This is a genomic window from Streptomyces sp. 2114.4 (genome assembly GCF_900187385.1).
Classification (GTDB): domain Bacteria; phylum Actinomycetota; class Actinomycetes; order Streptomycetales; family Streptomycetaceae; genus Streptomyces; species Streptomyces mooreae.
This window is the reverse complement of the sequence record NZ_FYEY01000001.1, coordinates 4,233,202-4,252,102: the sequence shown is the minus strand read 5'-3', so window position 1 is coordinate 4,252,102 and position 18,901 is coordinate 4,233,202. Positions and strand designations below refer to the sequence as shown.

Genomic DNA, 18,901 nt, shown 5'->3' with positions numbered 1-18,901 from the left:
GGCGGTCGTAAACCACTTCTCCCGTCGGTCGTGGTGGGCGAGACTCGCCGGGACAGCGGGCAACGACTGCGCCGGCCGGCTCACCCGCCGCACCGGCGCCCACGGGAGGAGAGTCATGGCGAGACCCGAGGTCGGGGCGGCTTTACGCCGCTGTGCGCACTGCAGCGGATATGAGTACAGCGGTGCGCCCGGCTGTACCGCCTGCGGCGAGCTGGTGGACCGCATCGTGGAAGACGAATGGTCCGCCTTTCTGCACCGGTGGGACGCCGGCAAGGACCAGGAGGCCACGCTCGCCGAGATGGTGGCGACGGAACCCGACCGTCACGACTGGCGGGTGGTGGATGCCGCGCTCGACAGACTGGTCTGCTCCGCATGCGGCGACCGGCTCAGCCGCGGCCCCGTCAGCTGCTCCGCCTGCGACCTGGCTCACGGATTCCGCTATGCCGCGATCGAGACGGACCGGCCGGGTGTCCCGGCGGGCAACGAGCACGCCGTCCGGGTCAGTGTCTCGGTCGTGCGCCGGCCGCAGGGCGTTTCCGGCAATGAACTCCTTGTCCGGCGTCTGGGACTACCGGTGCTCCTGGTGGGTGTCCTGCCGACCACCGAAGAGGCTCAGCGGATGAGCGCCCTGGTCAAGAGCTATTCCGGGACGGCGAAGCCCTCCCTCGTGGAGCAGCTTCTCGAGGAAACGCTCTTGCGCCACCGCGGCGGGAGCCGCCCTTCGACCGGCTGATACGTCGTCACGAAGTCGGCGACGGCACGGGGGAGGCCGGCGGTGACGCAGCCCGCCGTGCCCGCCGCCCCGCCCTGTGCCCACGTACCTCACGCGCCAGGCGGAGCCCCCGAAGGCCGGTCCCGCATCGCCTCGATCCCCGCGATCTGGAGATCGAGGGCGAAGGCGAAGTCCCGGTTCAGCATGTCCACGGCGCTGTGGCCCTGGCGGAGGTGGTCGGCCCGGGTGGCGGGCTCCAGCAGCCCGGCGAACTCCGGCCGGTCGGTGAGCGCGGCGACGACCTGCTCGAAGTAGTCGTCGAGGCTCATGCCCACGGCCCGGCAGCGGGCCTCGTGCATGGCCCGGATCGTCGAGAAGCCGTAGACGAAGTGGAAGAGGGACGCCAGCGCGCCGGACATGCGGTCCGCGGACAGGCCGCTGCGGCGCATCACCCGCTGGGTGGCGTGGGCGAAGGCCGTCGCATGCGGGCCGATGTTGAGGAACTCGCCCAGCAGCCGGGCCGCCCAGGGGTGGCCCAGCAGCATGTCGCGGTAGCCGACGGCGAGCGTGCGCAGCTGGTCGCGCCAGTCGGCACCGGAGTCCGACGGGTCGGGCAGGGTCATCTCGCCGACCACCGCGTCGACGGCCAGTTCCAGCAGGTCGTCCTTGGTGTCGACGTACCAGTAGACGGACATCGCGGTGACGCCGAGCTCGGCGGCGAGCCTGCGCATCGAGAACTTCGACAGGCCGTCGGCGTCCAGCAGCCGGACCGTCGCCCCGACGATCTTGTCGAGGTCGAGTGCGGCCGGCTGCTCCGCCTTCCGTTTGAGCGGGGGCCGTTCGGTCAGCCAGACACTGTTCGGCCGCTTTCCGGTGCGGTCGTCCGTCGCTGCCATGGCGCCCCTCCCTGTCCCGAGCGTCTTCGACGTCGTGGTGCCGTCGTCGCGGTCGGCTTCGGTGTCGTCATGCGAGGACGCCATGGGTGACGTCGTCGGCGTGGTCATCGGTGTCGTCGGTGGTGACGGCACGTATGGAGGCATACGTGCCGCCGGTGCGCACTGTTCACGCGCACCTGCCGAGCCGATGCTATTCCGCCGCGGCGGTGGCCGGCCCCGGACCGGGAGCCGTGGCGGCCCGCTCCGCGCCCCCGCCGGTACGCTCCGCCCGGCGCAGCAGGACGGCGGCGAGCAGCCCGCCGAGGAACACCGCGGCCGCGCCGACCAGCTGGCCGGTGCCGATACCGGCCGCGAAGGCGTCGTGCGCGGCGGCCCGTTCGGGCCCCGTACGGGTCCGGGCGAGCGCGGCGGTCAGCGATCCGGCGCCCGCGGCGGCCGCCGGAAGCAGCGCCGCGAAACGGGAGTTGAGGACCGCACCGAGGACGGCGACGCCGAGGCCCTGGCCGAATTCCATCAGGGTGCCGTTGACGCCGGCCCCCACGCCCGCCTTGGCCGGCGGGATCGCGGACATGATGGCGTTGGCCATCGTCGGCATGGCGAACGCGACACCGACCCCCATCACGACCAGGCCGCACAGCATGCCGCCGTAGCCGGCGCCACCGAGCAGGGAGACGGCGGCGAGGCCGGCCGCGAGCAGCGACATGCCCGAAACGATCATTCCGGGGGTGCCGAGACGGGTGATCAGACGGGCACTCAGGCCGGTGAAGTTGACCAGGATGACGGTGACGGCGAGCGGCGCCATCCGCAGTCCGGCATCCAACGGTCCGTAACCGAGGACCAGTTGGAGATGCTGGGTGAGCAGGAACATCGAGCCGCCCATCCCGAAGGCGACGAGGATGCCGCCCGAGACGGCGCCGATGAACCGGCGGTTGCGGAAGAAGTGCAGGTCGAGCATCGGGTGCGGGACGCGCAGCTCCCACAGCGCGAAGAGGGCGAGCCCGGCGGCCCCGATGGCCGCGGAGATCAGCACCCGGCCGGACAGCCAGCCGTACATCGGCCCGGAGATGATCGCGAAGACCACCCCGGCCATGCCGGTCATGGACAGCAGGGCGCCCGGCAGGTCGAGGGGGGTTCGCCCGGCCGAGGGCGCACCGGCCGCGGAGAGAGCGCCGCCGCGGCCGCTCGATTCGGGCACGAGGACGGCGACGGCCGCCAGCACGAGCATCGCGACGGGCAGATTGACCAGGAACAGCGAGCCCCACCAGAAGTGGTCGAGCAGCGAACCGCCGATCAGCGGGCCGGCGGCGAAGCCGAGGGAGTTGACCGAGCTCCAGAATCCACTGGACGTCGGCGGTGGTCGCGCCCAGCTCCTCGGTGAGGGAGGGGATCGCGACGTTCAGGACGGTGTTGTCGAGGACGACCGTCAGCTGGGCGAGGCAGATGACGGCGAGGATCAGCCAGCGGGCGGCGGGCCGGCCCGGTGGCTCAAGAGTGGCGGTGGTGGCGTCCAAGGCCACGGAGGACATACGGGCTCCCTGTACGGCGCGAGCGGAGATTTACACCGCACAGGGAGTGTTATACGCCGTACATTTGATTTTCGGCTGACCGGGGCAGGGTCCGGGGGCCGGTCTCGTGGCCGTGCCCCCCGGGCCCCGCCCCTGCGGGTCACGCCTTCCGTGTCAGGTCGTAGAAGGTGGCGCTGCCCACGGTGACCTTCTTGAAGGTCTTCTCCACCCAAGAAGTGATCTTCGACGAGCCGCCTCGGCCGCCGCCGGGGCCGCCCTTGCCGACGCCGGGGCCGCCCTCGCCGCCACCGAAACCACCGGGACCGCCGCCGGGACCGCCGCGGCCGCCGCGGCCGCCGCGGCCGCCCTCCCCGCCCGCGATGAAGTAGTGGATCTTCCCCGCCGCTACCTCCTTCTTGAACCGGTCAAGGGTCGGCGAGGGGTCGCTCCCGTTGAAGCCGCCGATCGCCATCACCGGCTTCTCGGTGGCGAGTTGATAGCTCGCGGCGTTCTGCGAGCCGATCGCCGCCGCGGCCCAGGTGTAGTGGTCCGCATCCTTCTCCACCAGCGCCTTGGCCTTGGCACTCACCTTGCTGCCGTTGAGCAGACCCCCCATAGCGCCCATACCGCCCGTTCGCCCGGCGCCCCGTTCACCGAAGCCGCCCGGACCGGTGCCCTGAGGGTTGCCCCGGGCTCCGCCCATGCCCTGGGCCTGACCCGTGCCGCGCCACATACCGGGCCGCCCGCCGCCGGGGAAACGGCCACCGGGCCCGCCCATGCCGCCGCGCACCGTGGGCCCCGCGGTGATGATCGACCCGCCCTTGGGGGTGTTGACCGTCTGGAGCGTGTACGCGACCGGACCGGCCAGCGCCGTCGCCACCCCGAGCCCGCCCGCCAGCACCGCGAGGCGTCGGCCCGTCCGCCGCGGGGCGCGTTCCGGCGCTCCGTGACTCGCCGGCCCTCCGTCCTGCGTCTGAGCCGCGTCGCGCGCTTGCGCTGCGTCCCGCGCCGACTCACCGTTCCGCGCCGGCTCTCCGTTCCGCGCCGGCTCACCGTCCTTCGCAGGGGCTCCCGCCCGGACCCGCACCAGCAGCCCCAGCACCGACAGCGCTCCGAGGGCCGGCACCGTCCAGCGCAGCCACGGCAGCCAGTCCGGCGAGCGGTCCAGCAGCACGAACGACCATCCGGCGGTCACCGCGACCGTCCCGGCCAGTACGAGCGCGGCGCTCCGCCCGCCGCGCCGCCACCACAGCGTCGCCCCCATCCCGACCAGCGCCGCGATGTACGGGGCCAGTGCGATGTTGTAGTACTGATGGAAAATCCCGGACATGAAGCTGAAGATCGCGAAGGTCATCAGCAGCGCGCCGCCCCACACCAGGAACTCCGCCCGCTGACCGGCCTGTTCGGCATCGGTCGCGCGCCGGGCCCGCCGCAGCACCCACACGCTCGCGACCAGCAGGATCAGCGCGGCCGGCAGCAGCCACGAGATCTGCCCGCCCATGTCGGACGAGAACAGCCGGGTGATGCCGGTCTGCCCCCAGCGGCCACCGCCATGACCACCGCCGCCGCCCCCGCCGACGCTGCCGGTCTCATTGCCGCTGATCCGCCCGAAGCCGTTGTAGCCGAAGGTCAGCTCCAGGAAGCTGTTGTGCTGCGAGCCGCCGATGTACGGGCGCGAGGACGCCGGCCACAGCTCGACGAGCGCCACCCACCAGCCGCCGGACACCACGATCGCCAGCCCGGCGAGCAGCAGCTGCCCCAGCCGCCGGCGCAGCGCGACCGGCGCACAGCAGGCGTAGACGACGGCGAGGGCCGGCAGGATCAGCCACGCCTGCAGCGTCTTGGTGAGAAACCCCAGACCGAAGCAGACACCGGCCAGCACCAGCCACTTCGTACGGCCGTCCGCAAGCGCCCGCAGGACGGCGGCGATCGCGCAGACCATCAGCAGGCACAGCAGCGCATCGGGGTTGTTGAACCGGAACATCAGTGCCGCGACCGGCGTCACGGCCAGCGCCCCGCCGGCCAGCAGCCCCGCCCCGGCACCGAACCGGCGCCGTACGGCCCCGTAGAGCACCCCGACCGTCGCCACACCCATCAGCGCCTCGGGCACCAGGATCGCCCACGGACTGAGCCCGAAGAGCCGTACGGACAGCGCCATCGGCCACAGCGCGGCCGGCGGCTTGTCGACGGTGATGGAGTTCGCCGCGTCGGAGGAGCCGAAGAAGAACGCCTTCCAGCTCTCGCTGCCGGCCTGTACGGCGGCCGAGTAGAACTGGTTGGCGTAACCGGAGGCGGACAGGCTCCAGAGGTAGAGCACGGCTGTGACCAGCAACAACGCCAGCAGCGCGGGCCGCGCCCAGCGCGGAGAGGCGCCGGGGTCCGGCGCCGCCGGGGAAGCGGCGGCCGGGCCCGGCGGCCCTCCCTGCGGCGTGGACGGGGGCCGGTACGACGGCTGGGCCGGCGTAGCGGGCGGGTGCGGGGTCATCGAGTGCTCCTGGTCAGGTCGTGGTGATCGGACGCATCGCGCGAAGGGTGTGGCTGCGGTCCGTCGGCGTCGTCGCGCCGCTCGCGGTCCGGGAAGACCCAGGCGCGGAAGAGCAGGAACCGCAGGACGGTCGCCGCGAGGTTGGCGGCCACCAGCACCGCGAGTTCGTTGCCGTGCGAGGCGTCGCCGCCGGCGGCGGCGAGGGCGGCCAGGGACCCGCTGGTCAGCGCCAGCCCGATGGCGAAGACCACCAGTCCCTGAGCCTGGTGCCGCACGGCCCGGTCGCGGCCCCGCACCCCGAAGGTCAGCCGCCGGTTGGCGGCCGTATTGGCCAGCGCCGACAGCAACAACGCCACGGCATTGGCCGCTTGGGGCCCCACACCGAGCCGGAAGGCCGAATACAGGCTGAGGTAGAGCAGGGTGCTGAGGCCGCCGACGACACAGAACCCGACCAGCTGACGGGCCAGGCCGCCCGGCACCCCGGACAGCTCACGGTCCCGCGGATCGTCCCCGAACGGCCGGGCGAGCCGGTCCAACGGCAGTACACCGGTCGCCAGCGCCCACCCCACCCGCCATACGCCCCTGAGGTCGTCGGCGGCCGTCCGCACCAGCTGCACGGTGGTGTCCGGGTCGTCGACCCAGTCCACCGGTACCTCGTGGATCCGCAGCCCGGCCCGCTCCGCGAGCAGCAGCATCTCGGTGTCGAAGAACCATCCGGTGTCCTCGACCATCGGCAGCAGCCGCGCCGCGACATCGCCGCGGATGGCCTTGAACCCGCACTGGGCGTCGGAGAAACGAGCGGCGAGCGAGCCGCGCAGGATGAGGTTGTACATCCGCGAGATGAACTCCCGCTTCGGGCCGCGCACCACCCGCGCGCTGCGGCTGAGCCGGGAGCCGATCGCCAGGTCCGAGTGCCCGGAGATCAGCGGCGCGACCAGTGGCAGCAGCGCGTTGAGGTCCGTGGACAGATCGACGTCCATATAGGCCAGCACCGGCGCCTCGGAGAGGGACCACACGGTGCGCAGCGCCCGCCCGCGCCCCTTCTGCTCCAGCCGTACCGCCGTGACCTCGTCGATCGCGTCGTCGAGCAGGGCGGCGACCTCCGGCGTACGGTCCGTGCTCGCGTTGTCGGCGATGGTGATGCGGAAGCCGTACGGGAAGGTGCGGGCGAGGTGATCGTGCAGCCGCCGCACACAGGGCTCCAGGTCGCGCTCCTCGTTGTGGACCGGGATCACCACATCGAGGACGGTCGCGATCTGACCGAGCCGCAGATGCTCGCGCGGCGGGAGGGAACCCAGCGGTGTGCGGGGCGGCTGTGTCGTCGTCATGCCTACGACATTCGCCGCCCGCGCTGTCACGGTGGTGTGCTGAGCCTGTGTCCTGGCTGTGAGGCGGACGGTGTGCCCGGGGCAGCCGGTGCCTACGGGACAGGCGCCATCGTCGGCAGCCGCACCGTGAAGACCGTCCGCCCCGGCACACTGCTCACCCCGACCGTGCCTCCGTGCGCGACAACCACCGCCTGCACGATGGCGAGGCCGAGCCCCGTACTCCCGGCGGCCCGCGACCGCGAGGCATCGCCCCGCGCGAACCGCTCGAAGACATGCGGCAGGAGCGCGGCCGGAATACCGGGCCCGTCGTCCTGCACCTCCAGCTCGACGACGCGAGCGACGAGGTCACGCCGCCCGGCAGGACCACCACCGGCGGCGGAGCGGGCGTCCGCATGAACGGCAACGGAGGCACCGGCGCCGTCACCGGCAGCGGGGAGCGCGGCCATACGACGGGCAGCGCGCACCCTGGCCGTCACCGTCGTGCCCTCGGGCGTATGCGTACGGGCGTTGGCCAGCAGATTCACCAAGATCTGGTGCAGCCGCCCGCCATCGCCGTGGACCAGCGCGGGCTCATCGGGCAGCTCCAGCCGCCACCGGTGACCGGGCCCCGCCACCCGCGCATCGCTGACGGCGTCCACCACCAGCGGCGACAGATCCGTGGTCTCGTAGGACAGCGGGCGCCCGGAATCGAGCCGGGCGAGCAGCAACAGGTCCTCCACCAGCCCCGTCATCCGCTCCGCCTCCGACTCGATCCGTCCCAGGGCGTGCCGGGTCTCCGGTCCCGGCTGCTCCCGCCCGCGCCGGGTCAGCTCGGCATAGCCGCGGATCGACGCCAGCGGCGTACGCAGCTCATGGCTGGCGTCGGCGACGAACTGCCGCACCCGCGTCTCGCTCTCCTGGCGGGCCGAGAGTGCCGAGCCGACATGCCCCAGCATCCGGTTGAGCGCCGCACCGACCTGCCCCACTTCCGTCCGGCCGTCCGATTCGGAGGCCGGCACCCGGACGTGCAGCGCCACCTCGCCCTGGTGAAGGGGGAGTTCGGACACGTGGGTGGCGGTGGCGGCGACCCGGCGCAACGGCCGCAGGGCGATGCCGACCATGGTGGAACCGGCGATACCGGCCGCGATCAGCCCGGCGACCGTCACGCATTCCTCGATGACCACCAGTTGGCTGACCGTGTCCTGCACATTGCCGAGCGGCAGCCCGAGCGCCAGTGAGCCGTCCTTGGTGGACACCACCCGGTAGTGGCCGAGGCCGGGCAGCTCGGCGGTGTGCGGCCTGCCGTCCGGCGGTACGTTCAGCGCCGCCACCTGCGCCCCGGACAACGGCGACAGCCGGTCCTCGGGCAGCCGGTTGGTCGCACTGCTCAGAATGGCACCCTGATTGGCCGTGCCGTCGTGGCCGAACCGCGCCCCCACCGTCTTCAGCGGCTGGCCACCCATCGCCACGAAATCCAGCCCCGGCATACGCCGCGGGTCATGCCGTCGCGGCTGCTGAGCATGGATGGCGAAATCCAGCAGCTGCCGGTCCAACTGCCGTTGCAGGTAGTCGTGCAGCGCAATGGTCGTGACCGTGCCGATGACGGCCCCGACGACAGCGATCAGCGCCACCGCCGACACGACGAGACGGGTCCGGAGTGACCAACGGCGGCGGGGGGTGGTGGCCGGGGTGGTCGGCTTTCGCGGGGTGCCGGGGGTGGCTGAGGTGGTGAGAGTGGCTGATGTGGTGAGAGTGGCTGCGGTGGCGGGGGTGGCCGACGAGTCCGGACCGACCGGGGCATCCGGACCGGCCGAGGGACCCGAACCGGCCAGTTCACCCGGACCAACCGGGTCAGCCGGGTCAGCCGGGTCAGCCGGACCAACCGAGGCACCGGCACCGCCACCGCCACCGCCACCGGCCGACGCATCCGGACCGGTCGGCCTCGCAGCCACCGGGTTTCGCGTGTGCGGCACCGGCCTACCCGCCCGGCTTGATGAGGTAGCCCGCGCCGCGCCGGGTGTGGATCATCGGCGTCCGCCCCGCGTCGATCTTCCGCCGCAGGTAGGAGATGTACAGCTCCACGACGTTGGCCTGGCCGCCGAAGTCGTAGCTCCAGACCCGGTCGAGGATCTGGGTCTTGCTCAGCACCCGCCGCGGGTTGCGCATCAGATAGCGCAGCAACTCGAACTCGGTGGCGGTGAGATGGAGCTCCTGGCCGTCCCGCCACACCTCATGACTGTCCTCGTCGAGCACCAGATCGCCCACCGTCAGCCGCGACTCGCTCCGGGCCGCGGCCGCACCGGCCCGGCGGAGCAACCCCCGCAGCCTGGCCACCACCTCTTCCAGGCTGAACGGCTTGGTGACGTAGTCGTCGCCGCCCGCCGTCAGCCCGGCGATCCGGTCCTCGACCGCGTCCTTGGCGGTCAGGAACAGCACTGGTACGTCCGGCAGTTCCCGCCGCAACCGCCCGAGCACCGTCAGCCCGTTCATGTCCGGCAGCATCACATCGAGCAGCACCGCATCCGGCCGCCAACTACGGGCACAGCGCAGCGCTCCCGCCCCGTCCCCTTCCGAGCGGATGTCCCAGCCCTCATAACGCAGGGCGAGGGACAACAGGTCGGCGAGCGAGGACTCGTCGTCCACGACCAGCACCCGCAGCGGACTGCCGTCGGGCCGCGACAACGCCGGCTGCTTCTCGGGCGCGCCCCTGGAGGACGAGCCCGTAGCCGGGATACGAAACGACGCTTGGGACGACGAAGTCACGGTCATGCCCGTGACCCTGACCCGCCCCCGTGAGAGCTCCCTTGCGCCTTTCTGTGAATCTCCTGAGAATTCCCCGTACTTCGCCGTCCGAGGCCTCTCCCCAGGGTCCCGGACGTTGTCCGGCGCCACTGAGCGAGGCCCTTGACCGAGGCCATCGAGCGAGGCCGCGCGCGGCCCATGACCGACCTGGGCCGCCCCCGCGCGGCCCAGGTCGATCACCACTTCCTCAGCATCGCACCCCCCACTGACAATCGCCCTGACCAGCACATTCGCAGCCCGGCACCAACCCCTATACCGTCACCGCATGAGACTCCTCGCCCTCTCCGGCAGTCTGCGTGCGCGCTCCTCCAACGGCGCGGTGCTGCGCTCCGCGCTCGCCTTCTGGGACGGCCCGACCGCTACCGCGGACATCGGCGCCCTCCCGCACTTCAACCCCGATCTGGACGGCGAGGACGCCACCCCCACCGCACCCGTCGCCGCCCTGCGCGCCCAGGTCGCGACGGCCGACGCCCTGCTCATCGTCAGCCCCGAGTACGCGCACGGCGTCCCCGGCGTCCTCAAGAACGCCCTCGACTGGCTGGTCAGCAGCGGCGAATGCGTCTCGAAGCCGGTCGCGGTGATCACCGCCTCGCCGTCCCCCACCGGCGGCGACCACGCCAACGCCCAGCTCCGCGAGATCCTGCGCATGATGACCGGCGAGGTCATCCAGGCCGCCTGCCGCGAAATCCCCGCCATCAGCCCGAAGATCGACCCCACTACGGAACGCGTGACGGACGAGGCCACCCTCTCCGAACTACGCGCGGCCCTCTCCCATCTGGCGGCAGCCACCGGCACAGCCGCATCCGAACCCGAATCCGGACCCGCAGCCACATCCGAACCCGCAGCCACACCGGCAGCCGCCCCCGCATCCACCACCGCTGCCCCGCGCCCGTCCTAGCTGCCCTGAACGCGCCGCCGAACCCGTCCCGTACACAGCTCAGAAGCCCCTGAGCACCCCGGGAATACAGCGCCGCCAGGAGGGGTCACACCCCGAACAACCGGGCCGCATTCCCGTAACAGACGCCGCGCAGCCACTCCTCACCCAGCTCCAGCCGGTCAAGCGCCTCCAGCGCATGGGCGTAGCCATAGGGGATGTTGGGAAAGTCGCTGCCGAACAGCACCCGGTCGCCGAGGTCGGTGAGCCGGTGGCGTTCGGCCCGCGGGAACGGCGCCCTCCGCTCGGAGAAGTCCGTGAAGACCATCGTCGTATCGAGGTGTACACCCGGATAGCGCTGCGCCAGGTCCAGGAAATCGGCGTACTCCGGCATCCCCATGTGCGCGATGATCAGTCGCAGCCGAGGGTGGCGGGCCAGCAGCCGCCCGATCGGCTCGGGCCCGGTGTGTGTGCGCGGCGCCGGGTCCGACCCGCAGTGGATCACCACCGGCACACCGGCCTCCGCGAGGGCGCCCCACACGGAGTCGAGCAGTGCATCGGTCGGGTCGTAACCGCCCACCTGCACATGCGCCTTGAAGACCCGCGCCCCACCGTCCAGTTCGTCCCGCACATACGCCGCGGCGCCGTCCTCCGGAAAGAAGGTCGCGGTCCGCAGGCAGTCCGGTGTACGGGAGGCGAAGTCGGCCGCCCAGCCGTTCAGCCACTGCGCCATAGCCGGCTTGTGCGGATAGATCATCGACGTGAACGCCCGCACCCCGAAGCCACGCAGCACCGCCAGCCGCTCCTCCTCCTCGAACCGGTACGTGATCGGCCACGCCCGGCCCACCAGCGGCCCGGCCGCGTCGAAGTACGCCCAGACCTTCGCCAGCACCCGCTCGGGCATGAAGTGCGTATGCACATCGATCAGCCCCGGCAGCCCCAACTCCCGCCAGAACGCGCCGACCCGCTCATCACCCTCCGCCACGCCGGGCCCCTCCCCATACGGTTTTGACCGCTACGTTTCCGACCGCCCACTACGGTCCCGACCGCTACCGTTCCGGCCACTACGCCCGCAGGCAGAACGCCGCCCCCGCCGCGAGCCGGCCCCTCCACTACAAGCAGGCACGGCACACCCAGCCGACGCACACACCAACGCCCACGCGACACGCGCCCAGCCGACGCCAACTCACCCATCCGACGACTCACGCTGACCGGCCCAAAGCGCCCAGCCCACACCCCCGGCTACCGCGCCCCGACCTACCTGCACACAGCATCTAAACGCCCCCACCCGGCCCGGAACAACCCCCACCAACCTCTTTGCCGCACGCCCCACAGCCCCCACAGCCCCCGCAAGCCCCGCGAGCCCCCACAAGCCCCCGCAAGCCCAAAGGACGCAACATTCCCGCCGTCCGCCACCCCTGAAGTCCCCGCCTCGGCCTGGGCGGGCCCGCCCGCCCAGCCGCCCAGTCGGACCCCTGCCCCTGCTGCCCCTACCCCTGCCTTCAGAACAACCCCTCCTGACGCCCCTTCTCCTCCCCCTCCCGCTCCCCCGTCCCGGAGCCCACGGCCCGCACCGGCACCGTCGTTACCCGCCCCGCTGCCGCCCCCAGCACCCACCCCGACAACACCCGCGCATCCATCACGGCAACCACCCCACCGGCCGTGCTCGCCCCACCGGCCGTGCTCGCCCCGCCGGTCCCGCTGGCCGCACCACCCCGGCCGGCCACCCCACCGACCACGCCGGACACAGCCCCCCGGCCCACTCCAGCGGCCCCTGCCACCTCACCCCCGCCCTCCTCCTCGTCCCCATCCCCATCCCCCACCAGCCGCAGATACACATCGGGCCCCACCCCGGTCAGCACCTCCCCCACGATCTCCTCCCCGGACGTCATCCCGCCCAGCTCCGCCACCACCCCCGGAATACGGTCGAGCCCGAACAGCTCCGTATGGTCCGCACAGGCGAACTCCAACGGCTGAAGCGTCTCCGGCCAGCCCGGCAACCTCCGTGCCGCCCCGTGCAGTTGAGCCAGCTCGGCGGCCCGTTCCGGCACCGGGGGCAGCGCCCCACGAGCCGCCCGTTTCGCCGCCTTCCCGAACCGGTCGGGCACCCCCAGCGCGCTCCCCAGCAGCGCCTCCGCCCGCCGCGCCGCCATCAGGGGCCCGCGCCCCAGCCAGGCGTACGCCACCGCCCCCTGCTCCACCAGCCGGGCCGGGCCGCGCTCGACGGCCGTGATCCCCACCTTGAGCATTCCGGGACCGAAGTACGCCAGGTAGACGCCGTAGGGGCGCGGATCATCGGCCATGGTGTCCGCGGCCACCGAACGCGACCGGTCCAACTGGGCGCACCGGGCGCACTGGTCCTTGGCACTCGCCCCGTCGAGCACCGCACCGTACGGGCACACGATCCGGCGTGCGCCCCGCCGTACGCCCAGGCAGCGCCGCTCCCCCTGCGCGGCGAACGCCAGCACCTTACCCGCGGGGAGCATGCTCACCCGCTCCTCGCTCCGCTCGGCGCAGTACCAGCCGAGCCGCTGCCCGAACCGCCCCTCCGGCCCCGGCCCCGGCCCGCCACCTGACCAGCGCGGTCCCGTACATCGCCACACACCGCCAGCGTACGACCACCCACTGACAACGCCCCCGCCCCCAGTCACCGACGGGCCTCGGCCCACACCCCGCCGTCGGGCCTCACACCACCACCCCGTCCCCTCCCCCGCTCCGTGCCCGACCCGCCTCAGGCCCCGCCCTCGTCCGCGCCCCCCAGCCCCCGGAACGTCCTCCGATAGGCCCGCGGCGACACCCCCAACGCCGCCTGCAGATGCATCCGCAGCGAGGCCGCCGTCCCGAAGCCCGCCTCCGCCGCGATCCGGTCCACCGTGAGCTCCGTCTCCTCCAGCAACTGCCGTGCGCGCTCGATCCGTTGCTGCGTCAGCCACTGGAGCGGCGACACCCCGACCTCGTCCCGGAACCGCCGGGTGAAGGTCCGTACGCTCATCGACTCGCGCGCCGCCAGCTCCCGCAGGCTCAGCGGCCGGTCCAGATGTTCCAGCGCCCAAGCCCTCGCCACCCCCGTGGAGGCCTCCCGAGGCTCCGGCACCGGCCGCCGGATGTACTGCGCCTGCCCGCCCTCCCGGTGCGGCGGCACGACCGTCCGCCGCGCCACATCGTTGGCCACCGCCGCCCCGTGATCGCACCGGACCATGTGCAGACACAGATCGATCCCGGAGGCGACCCCCGCCGCGGTCAGCACTTCCCCCTCATCCGTGTACAGCACATCCGCATCCAGCTCGACCGCCGGGAACAACTGCCGGAAGTCCTCCACCGACCGCCAGTGCGTGGTCGCCCGCCGCCCGTCCAGCAACCCGGCCGCGGCCAGCACGAACGCCCCCGTACAGATCGACGCGATCCGGGTCCCGGGCCGGATCCGGCCCAGCGCCGCGGCCATCGCCGGACTCAGCCGCCCCGTAGTTCCGCCCTCCCCCCACCCGTAATCCGCCCCGGACGCCGGCACGACCACGGTGTCGGCCGCCGCCAGCGCCTGGGGACCGTGTGCGACATTCACCGTGAAATCCGTGTCCGTACGCACCTCCCCCGGCTCCAAGGCGCAGGTCACCAGCTCGTACAGCCGCTCCCCACCCGCCGACCGGGCCTCCCCGAAGATCCGGTGCACGATCCCGACCTCGATCGGCAGCATCCCGTCCCGCACCAGCACCGCCACCCGATGCCTCCGTCCACCCCCGGGAACGGCCCGCACCTTCCCACCCCCACTACTGCCGCCACCTCCACGGCTGCCACCACCACTGCGCCTACCGCTCTCCATCGCGCCACCCATGGCCCGATCCTTGCACACCATGGCCATCGGGCCACTCGTATGCCGCCCACGCTCCCGGGACAGTGGAGGACATGAAGGTCCTCTGGCTGTTCGCCCACCCCGACCAGCGCTCCTTGAGCTGTGCCCTCCTGGCCGAAGGGCTGCGCACCCTCGACGACCACGGCCACCAGTACCGCGTCTCCGACCTCTACGCCATGAAGTGGAACCCGGTGGTCGACGCCGCCGATTACGGCCATGACCCGGCCGACCGCCTCCTGATCGGCACGGCCTCGGAACGCGCCCACGCCAACGGCCACTTGAGCCCCGACATCGAAGCCGAGCAGCAGAAACTCATCTGGGCGGACACGCTGATCATCCAGTTTCCGCTCTGGTGGTACGGCATGCCGGCCATCCTCAAGGGCTGGTTCGACCGCGTCTTCGTCAAGGGCTTCGCCTTCGGCCTCACCGACCCCGCCACCGGCCGCCCCCAGCGCTACGGCGACGGCAGACTCACCGGCAAGCGCGCCATGGTCCTCACCACCGCCGGCGCCCGCGCCGCCACCCTCGGGCCGCGCGGCGTCAACGGAGACCTCAACGACCTCCTCTTCCCCCTCCAGCACGGCACCCTCTGGTACACCGGGATCTCCGTCGTCCCACCCCTCCTGATCCCCGGCGCGGACCGCACCACCCCCACCGCCTACGCGACCGCCGCCACCCGCCTGCGCAAGCGCCTCCACACCCTCCCCACCACCGAGCCGCTGCCCTTCCGCCACCAGAACAACGGCGACTACGACGACGACCTGCTCCTCCACCCCGCCCTGGCCCACCCCCACGCCGGCCCGGCCGCCCACTACACGACCCCACCCCCACCGGCCCACGACTGACCCGTACTCCCCAGGCCCGCGCCCGAACCCGAACCCGAACCCGAACGCACAAAAGCCGCAGGCCCAGCGGAAGAAAATTCCACTGGGCCTGCGGCTATCAGTAGCGGGGACAGGATTTGAACCTGCGACCTCTGGGTTATGAGCCCAGCGAGCTACCGAGCTGCTCCACCCCGCGTCGGTGAACTGAACATTACGCCACTCCCCCGCCAATGCCTAATCGTTTCCTCCGCCGCCCTCCCGCGCCCATGCCCCCTCCACTCAACTCACCACCGCAACAACCAAGTTGAGGCAGAAAACAGACGCCACCCTCTCCCCCCATGCAAGGCTGCCGCCATGACGAAGCACCTGATAGCAGTCATCGGCAACAGCCCGGGCGTCGGAAAGTCGACCCTCTGCCGCCACCTGGCCGCCTGGCTGAAGGACACCGGAGCGACGGTCGACCACTTCCAAGAGGCCGACATCCTCACCCGCCCCGCCTTCCGCCCCGTGGCCGAAGAGTTCGCTGACGGCAACAACAGCGTCCGCCCCGAGACCTTGATCGAATCCACCCGCGCCCACCTCGCCGAATCCCGCGCCGCCGGCATCGACGTCCTGGTCACCGACGCCCTGCTCCCCTTCATCCCCTCCCTGGTGGCCTGGGGCCACGACGAGCCCTCCATCACGCAGGTCCTGCACGAGCTGACCACCGCCGTGGAACCGACCCAGGTGACCGTGGTCTACCTGCACGACGACCCCTCGACCGCCCTCCACCGAGCCCTCACCCGCGAGGGCCCCGCCTGGGCCAACTGGTACGTCAGCAAACTCGCGGCCTCCCCCGGCACCCGCTCCGTCCACGACCTCACCTCGGCCGCCACCCACCTACGCCACGAAACCGCCCTGACCCGCCGCCTCCTGGCCACCACCCCATGGCACGTCCTCACCGTGGACGCATCCCACCTCAACGCCTCCCAAACCGCCACCCACGTCCGCCACCACCTCACCGACCTCATCGACCTCCCACCCCGCTGAAGCCCCCGGCTCCCCTCCGCCGCCCAACCGACCCGAGCTGCACATGCGCGGAGGTCAGAGCGAGAGGTGGCCCGGCCCCTCAGAAATCCGCCGGGCGCATTCATCAATGACCTGCGGTACGACCCGTTGGGCGCCTTCATCGTCCAGCGCCTCGACCAGGGCTTGCCGAACAGTCGCGAACGACCGGCCGGCATGAGTGGCCTGGATCCGGTCAAGAGCCCGCTCGCTCTTCCCCCCGGATGGGCTGCCGGCAACGGGATCGCCTTGCCGTACTCGCTTGAGTCCGTAGCCACGGGGCCAGCCGATCGAGTTCGAACCGGCGACTTCAAGACCGGCACGACAAAGCCCCCGTCCGGGTGACCCGGCGGGGGCTTTGGTCTGCTGTGCGCTCGGCAGGATTCGAACCTGCAACCTTCTGATCCGTAGTCAGATGCTCTATCCGTTAAGCTACGAGCGCTTGGCTTTCCGGCGGTTTTTCTTGCCGGTCGGCGTTGCGGGAACAACATTACATGACCTGCGCCGTGAGGCGAAATCCATTGCTCGCAGCACCTCTGACCTGCGGAAACGCGCCTCTGGGGAGGTTCGGGGGGTTAATCGGGCCAGGGGGTGCCCTCGATGATCCGGGCGAAGTTCGGGCGGGTGTAGCCCTCTTCGGAGCGGTCCAGGAGATCCGCCTTCACCTTGCCGAAGGTGGCCTGGGGGCGGTGGGCCAGGCCGCGTGGAAGGCGTGGAGGATGCGGCGCTTGAAGTCAGGGCGCGGGTGGGCGGCGGTGACGGCCTCGCGGGTTTCCAGGGGGAAGGTGTCGTAGCCGATGCCGAGGACGTCGAGTTCGACGTCGGCTGTGACGAGCGCCACTTCGTACAGCAGCTCCGGGTCGAAGGCCAGGCCGTGCCGGCGGCCGTGGTGGGCGCCGAAAAGGTAGACGCGGCGGGCGTGGCTGGCGTCGATCCCTCCGGCGGGTGACCCGGGTGCCGCGTGAAGGGGCCGCAGGGGGAGGGAGGAAAGATCACTCCGCTGGCGCGGGGAGTGGAGTGCGTCTGCGGGGGGAAATCGCTTCGCGGGGGGACTGAAGATCGCTTCGGGGCGCGGAAAAGCGTTCAGGCCCCGGTCGGTGGGGACCGGGGCCTGAACGAAGAAGAGCGGAGGCGGAGGGATTTGAACCCTCGATGGGGGGTAAGCCCCAAACCGCATTAGCAGTGCGGCGCCATAGACCGGACTAGGCGACGCCTCCACACACCCCACGCGTGCAGGCACGCTGTGGTGTGTCCAGATGATGGCACAGCCCCCAGGGCTGTCACCAATCGCCCCCTACGGTACTAGGCGCGCGGGCCGGCGGGCAAAGACGTTCCTGCAGCGCAACGTCGGGGGCGGCAGCGCGTTAGAGGTGTCGGGGCCCGTGGCGGCTCGCGTCGTCGTGCGCCCCCGGCGTGTACGTACCGCGTACCGCCTCGCACTCGCCTCCCTGGAGCCCGTGATGCCGCACCGCCGGACGTCCTCCCTCTTCGCCGCGGCCGCCAGCGCCGCCACCACGGCCGTGACCCGCCTGACCGCCACCACGGCCGCCGCGGGCCGCGTCTCCGCCACCGCCGCCGTGTCCGTCGTCTCCGTCAGCGCTGCGCTGGTCCTGGCGGTGCCCGCCGCGTCGGCCGCCCCGATCCCGTTGCGGCACCACTGGTCCGGGGGCGGGATCAAGGGCGTGGGGCACCGTACGGCCGCCGCTCAGCACGGCCGCACCCAGCACGGCAGACCCGTTGATCACGGCAGACCCGTGGAAGACGACGCGCCTCTCGATCACCGCACGCCTGCCGGTCACGACGCGCCCCTCGGTCAGCGCACACCGGCCGGGCACGAGGGACCCGAAGATCACCGCATCCCCGCTCCCGTTCGTCACGGCGCACTTCTCGGCCACGGCACCACCACCGACCACGGCGCCCCCGCTGACCACGGCACCACCGCTGACCATGGCACCACCGCCGGCCACGACACGCTCCTCGGCCACAGCACACCCACCGGCCACAACGCACCCCTCGGCCACGACGCATCCCCCGGCCGCAGCACGTCTCCCGGCCGCAGCACGCCCCCCGGCCACGGCGCACCGGTTTACCGCCGTACCCCCGCCGACCACCTCACCGTCACCGTCCACGACTCCGGTTCGGCGGCCGGCAACGGCACCTTCGAGCTGTACTGCCACCCGGGCGGCGGCAACCACCGTCACATCAAGGGCGCCTGCGCCAAGCTGGACGGGATGACGAAGTGGGGCAAAGACCCGTTCGCACCCGTACCGCAGGGCGTGAACTGCACGATGATGTACGGCGGCCCGGCCACCGCGCATGTCACCGGGACCTGGGCGGGGCGCCCCGTCAACGCGGATTTCCGGCGCACCAATGGGTGTGAGATCAGCCGCTGGGGCCGGTTCGAACCCCTGCTCCCGTCGACCAGTTCCTGACCCGGTTCGTGCCGTAGTAGCGCGCCAGGTCAGGACGAGGGGCACATGTCGGGCGTGCGGTGAGTCGCACAAGCCCGTGGCATTACCTCCTCGTCATCCGCCTCCGCGCCTGGGGCAAGTGCCCGTAGACTCCATTCCAGCGATCCGCCACGGTGGGTCGGCAAGGTGCGGTA

Annotated in this window: 14 protein-coding genes, 3 tRNA genes and 1 pseudogene; 6 read left to right on the top strand and 12 right to left on the bottom strand. The window is 71.9% G+C overall.

The genetic code is table 11. From position 1 onward, the window contains the following. Window positions 1-115: 115 nt before the first annotated feature. On the top strand, window positions 116-733 hold the full coding sequence (locus CFW40_RS18640) for a hypothetical protein (protein ID WP_088798966.1): 618 nt from the start codon (window positions 116-118) through the stop codon (window positions 731-733). A gap of 89 nt (window positions 734-822) precedes the next feature. Here the strand turns inward: CFW40_RS18640 and CFW40_RS18635 are convergent, their stop codons facing one another. The 6 genes and pseudogenes from CFW40_RS18635 to CFW40_RS18610 form a co-directional block, all read right to left on the bottom strand. Then, window positions 823-1,608: a TetR/AcrR family transcriptional regulator gene (locus tag CFW40_RS18635; RefSeq protein WP_088798965.1), complete on the bottom strand. Its 786-nt coding sequence runs from the start codon at window positions 1,606-1,608 to the stop codon at window positions 823-825. Window positions 1,609-1,798: 190 nt separating this feature from the next. Continuing rightward, window positions 1,799-3,134, bottom strand: a pseudogene (locus tag CFW40_RS18630) (MFS transporter). A 139-nt stretch (window positions 3,135-3,273) separates the two neighbouring features. Continuing rightward, complete coding sequence (locus CFW40_RS18625) at window positions 3,274-5,598, bottom strand: glycosyltransferase family 39 protein (protein ID WP_088798964.1); 2,325 nt, start codon at window positions 5,596-5,598, stop codon at window positions 3,274-3,276. Beyond that, window positions 5,595-6,926, bottom strand: coding sequence for a dolichyl-phosphate beta-glucosyltransferase (locus CFW40_RS18620; protein ID WP_088798963.1), 1,332 nt, complete (start codon window positions 6,924-6,926; stop codon window positions 5,595-5,597). The genes CFW40_RS18625 and CFW40_RS18620 overlap by 4 nt, the downstream gene beginning before the upstream one ends. 92 nt (window positions 6,927-7,018) lie before the next feature. Beyond that, window positions 7,019-8,545 (bottom strand): cell wall metabolism sensor histidine kinase WalK, encoded by a 1,527-nt coding sequence (locus CFW40_RS18615; protein ID WP_088798962.1) that lies wholly within the window; start codon window positions 8,543-8,545, stop codon window positions 7,019-7,021. A 337-nt stretch (window positions 8,546-8,882) separates the two neighbouring features. Next, the gene (locus CFW40_RS18610) at window positions 8,883-9,674 is read right to left on the bottom strand and encodes a response regulator transcription factor (protein WP_305532198.1); all 792 of its coding nucleotides are present in this window, start codon (window positions 9,672-9,674) and stop codon (window positions 8,883-8,885) included. 298 nt (window positions 9,675-9,972) lie between these two features. On the opposite strand from CFW40_RS18610, the gene CFW40_RS18605 reads away from it, so the two are divergent. Further along, window positions 9,973-10,605 carry an NADPH-dependent FMN reductase gene (locus CFW40_RS18605; protein ID WP_256331405.1) on the top strand — a complete coding sequence of 211 codons (633 nt, stop codon included), beginning with the start codon at window positions 9,973-9,975 and terminating at the stop codon, window positions 10,603-10,605. Between the two features lie 85 nt (window positions 10,606-10,690). Here the strand turns inward: CFW40_RS18605 and CFW40_RS18595 are convergent, their stop codons facing one another. From CFW40_RS18595 to CFW40_RS18585, 3 genes are all read right to left on the bottom strand, one after another. Further along, on the bottom strand, window positions 10,691-11,566 hold the full coding sequence (locus CFW40_RS18595) for an amidohydrolase family protein (protein ID WP_088798959.1): 876 nt from the start codon (window positions 11,564-11,566) through the stop codon (window positions 10,691-10,693). Between the two features lie 517 nt (window positions 11,567-12,083). Then, window positions 12,084-13,184: a DUF2797 domain-containing protein gene (locus tag CFW40_RS18590; protein WP_256331406.1), complete on the bottom strand. Its 1,101-nt coding sequence runs from the start codon at window positions 13,182-13,184 to the stop codon at window positions 12,084-12,086. 128 nt (window positions 13,185-13,312) lie between these two features. After that, window positions 13,313-14,437, bottom strand: coding sequence for a GlxA family transcriptional regulator (locus CFW40_RS18585; protein ID WP_371127285.1), 1,125 nt, complete (start codon window positions 14,435-14,437; stop codon window positions 13,313-13,315). A 44-nt stretch (window positions 14,438-14,481) separates the two neighbouring features. Here CFW40_RS18585 and CFW40_RS18580 point away from each other — a divergent pair, with 44 nt between their 5' ends. Then, window positions 14,482-15,273 carry an NAD(P)H-dependent oxidoreductase gene (locus CFW40_RS18580; protein WP_088798956.1) on the top strand — a complete coding sequence of 264 codons (792 nt, stop codon included), beginning with the start codon at window positions 14,482-14,484 and terminating at the stop codon, window positions 15,271-15,273. A 101-nt stretch (window positions 15,274-15,374) separates the two neighbouring features. Here CFW40_RS18580 and CFW40_RS18575 read toward each other — a convergent pair. Continuing rightward, window positions 15,375-15,448: transfer RNA gene (locus tag CFW40_RS18575), tRNA-Met, on the bottom strand. Between the two features lie 158 nt (window positions 15,449-15,606). Between CFW40_RS18575 and CFW40_RS18570 the strand changes: the two genes are divergently transcribed. Beyond that, entirely contained in the window at window positions 15,607-16,281 is a 675-nt protein-coding gene (locus CFW40_RS18570) for a hypothetical protein (protein ID WP_088798955.1), read from the top strand. Window positions 16,282-16,665: 384 nt separating this feature from the next. On the opposite strand, the gene CFW40_RS18565 is transcribed toward CFW40_RS18570, so the two are convergent. Continuing rightward, a tRNA-Arg gene (locus CFW40_RS18565) sits at window positions 16,666-16,738 on the bottom strand. Between the two features lie 261 nt (window positions 16,739-16,999). Between CFW40_RS18565 and CFW40_RS38950 the strand changes: the two genes are divergently transcribed. Beyond that, window positions 17,000-17,245, top strand: coding sequence for a hypothetical protein (locus CFW40_RS38950; RefSeq protein WP_371127286.1), 246 nt, complete (start codon window positions 17,000-17,002; stop codon window positions 17,243-17,245). 177 nt (window positions 17,246-17,422) lie between these two features. Here CFW40_RS38950 and CFW40_RS18555 read toward each other — a convergent pair. Further along, window positions 17,423-17,513: transfer RNA gene (locus tag CFW40_RS18555), tRNA-Ser, on the bottom strand. A 165-nt stretch (window positions 17,514-17,678) separates the two neighbouring features. On the opposite strand from CFW40_RS18555, the gene CFW40_RS38705 reads away from it, so the two are divergent. After that, window positions 17,679-18,728, top strand: a complete 1,050-nt coding sequence (locus tag CFW40_RS38705) for an SSI family serine proteinase inhibitor (protein ID WP_306427436.1) — start codon at window positions 17,679-17,681, stop codon at window positions 18,726-18,728. Window positions 18,729-18,901 lie beyond the last annotated feature (173 nt).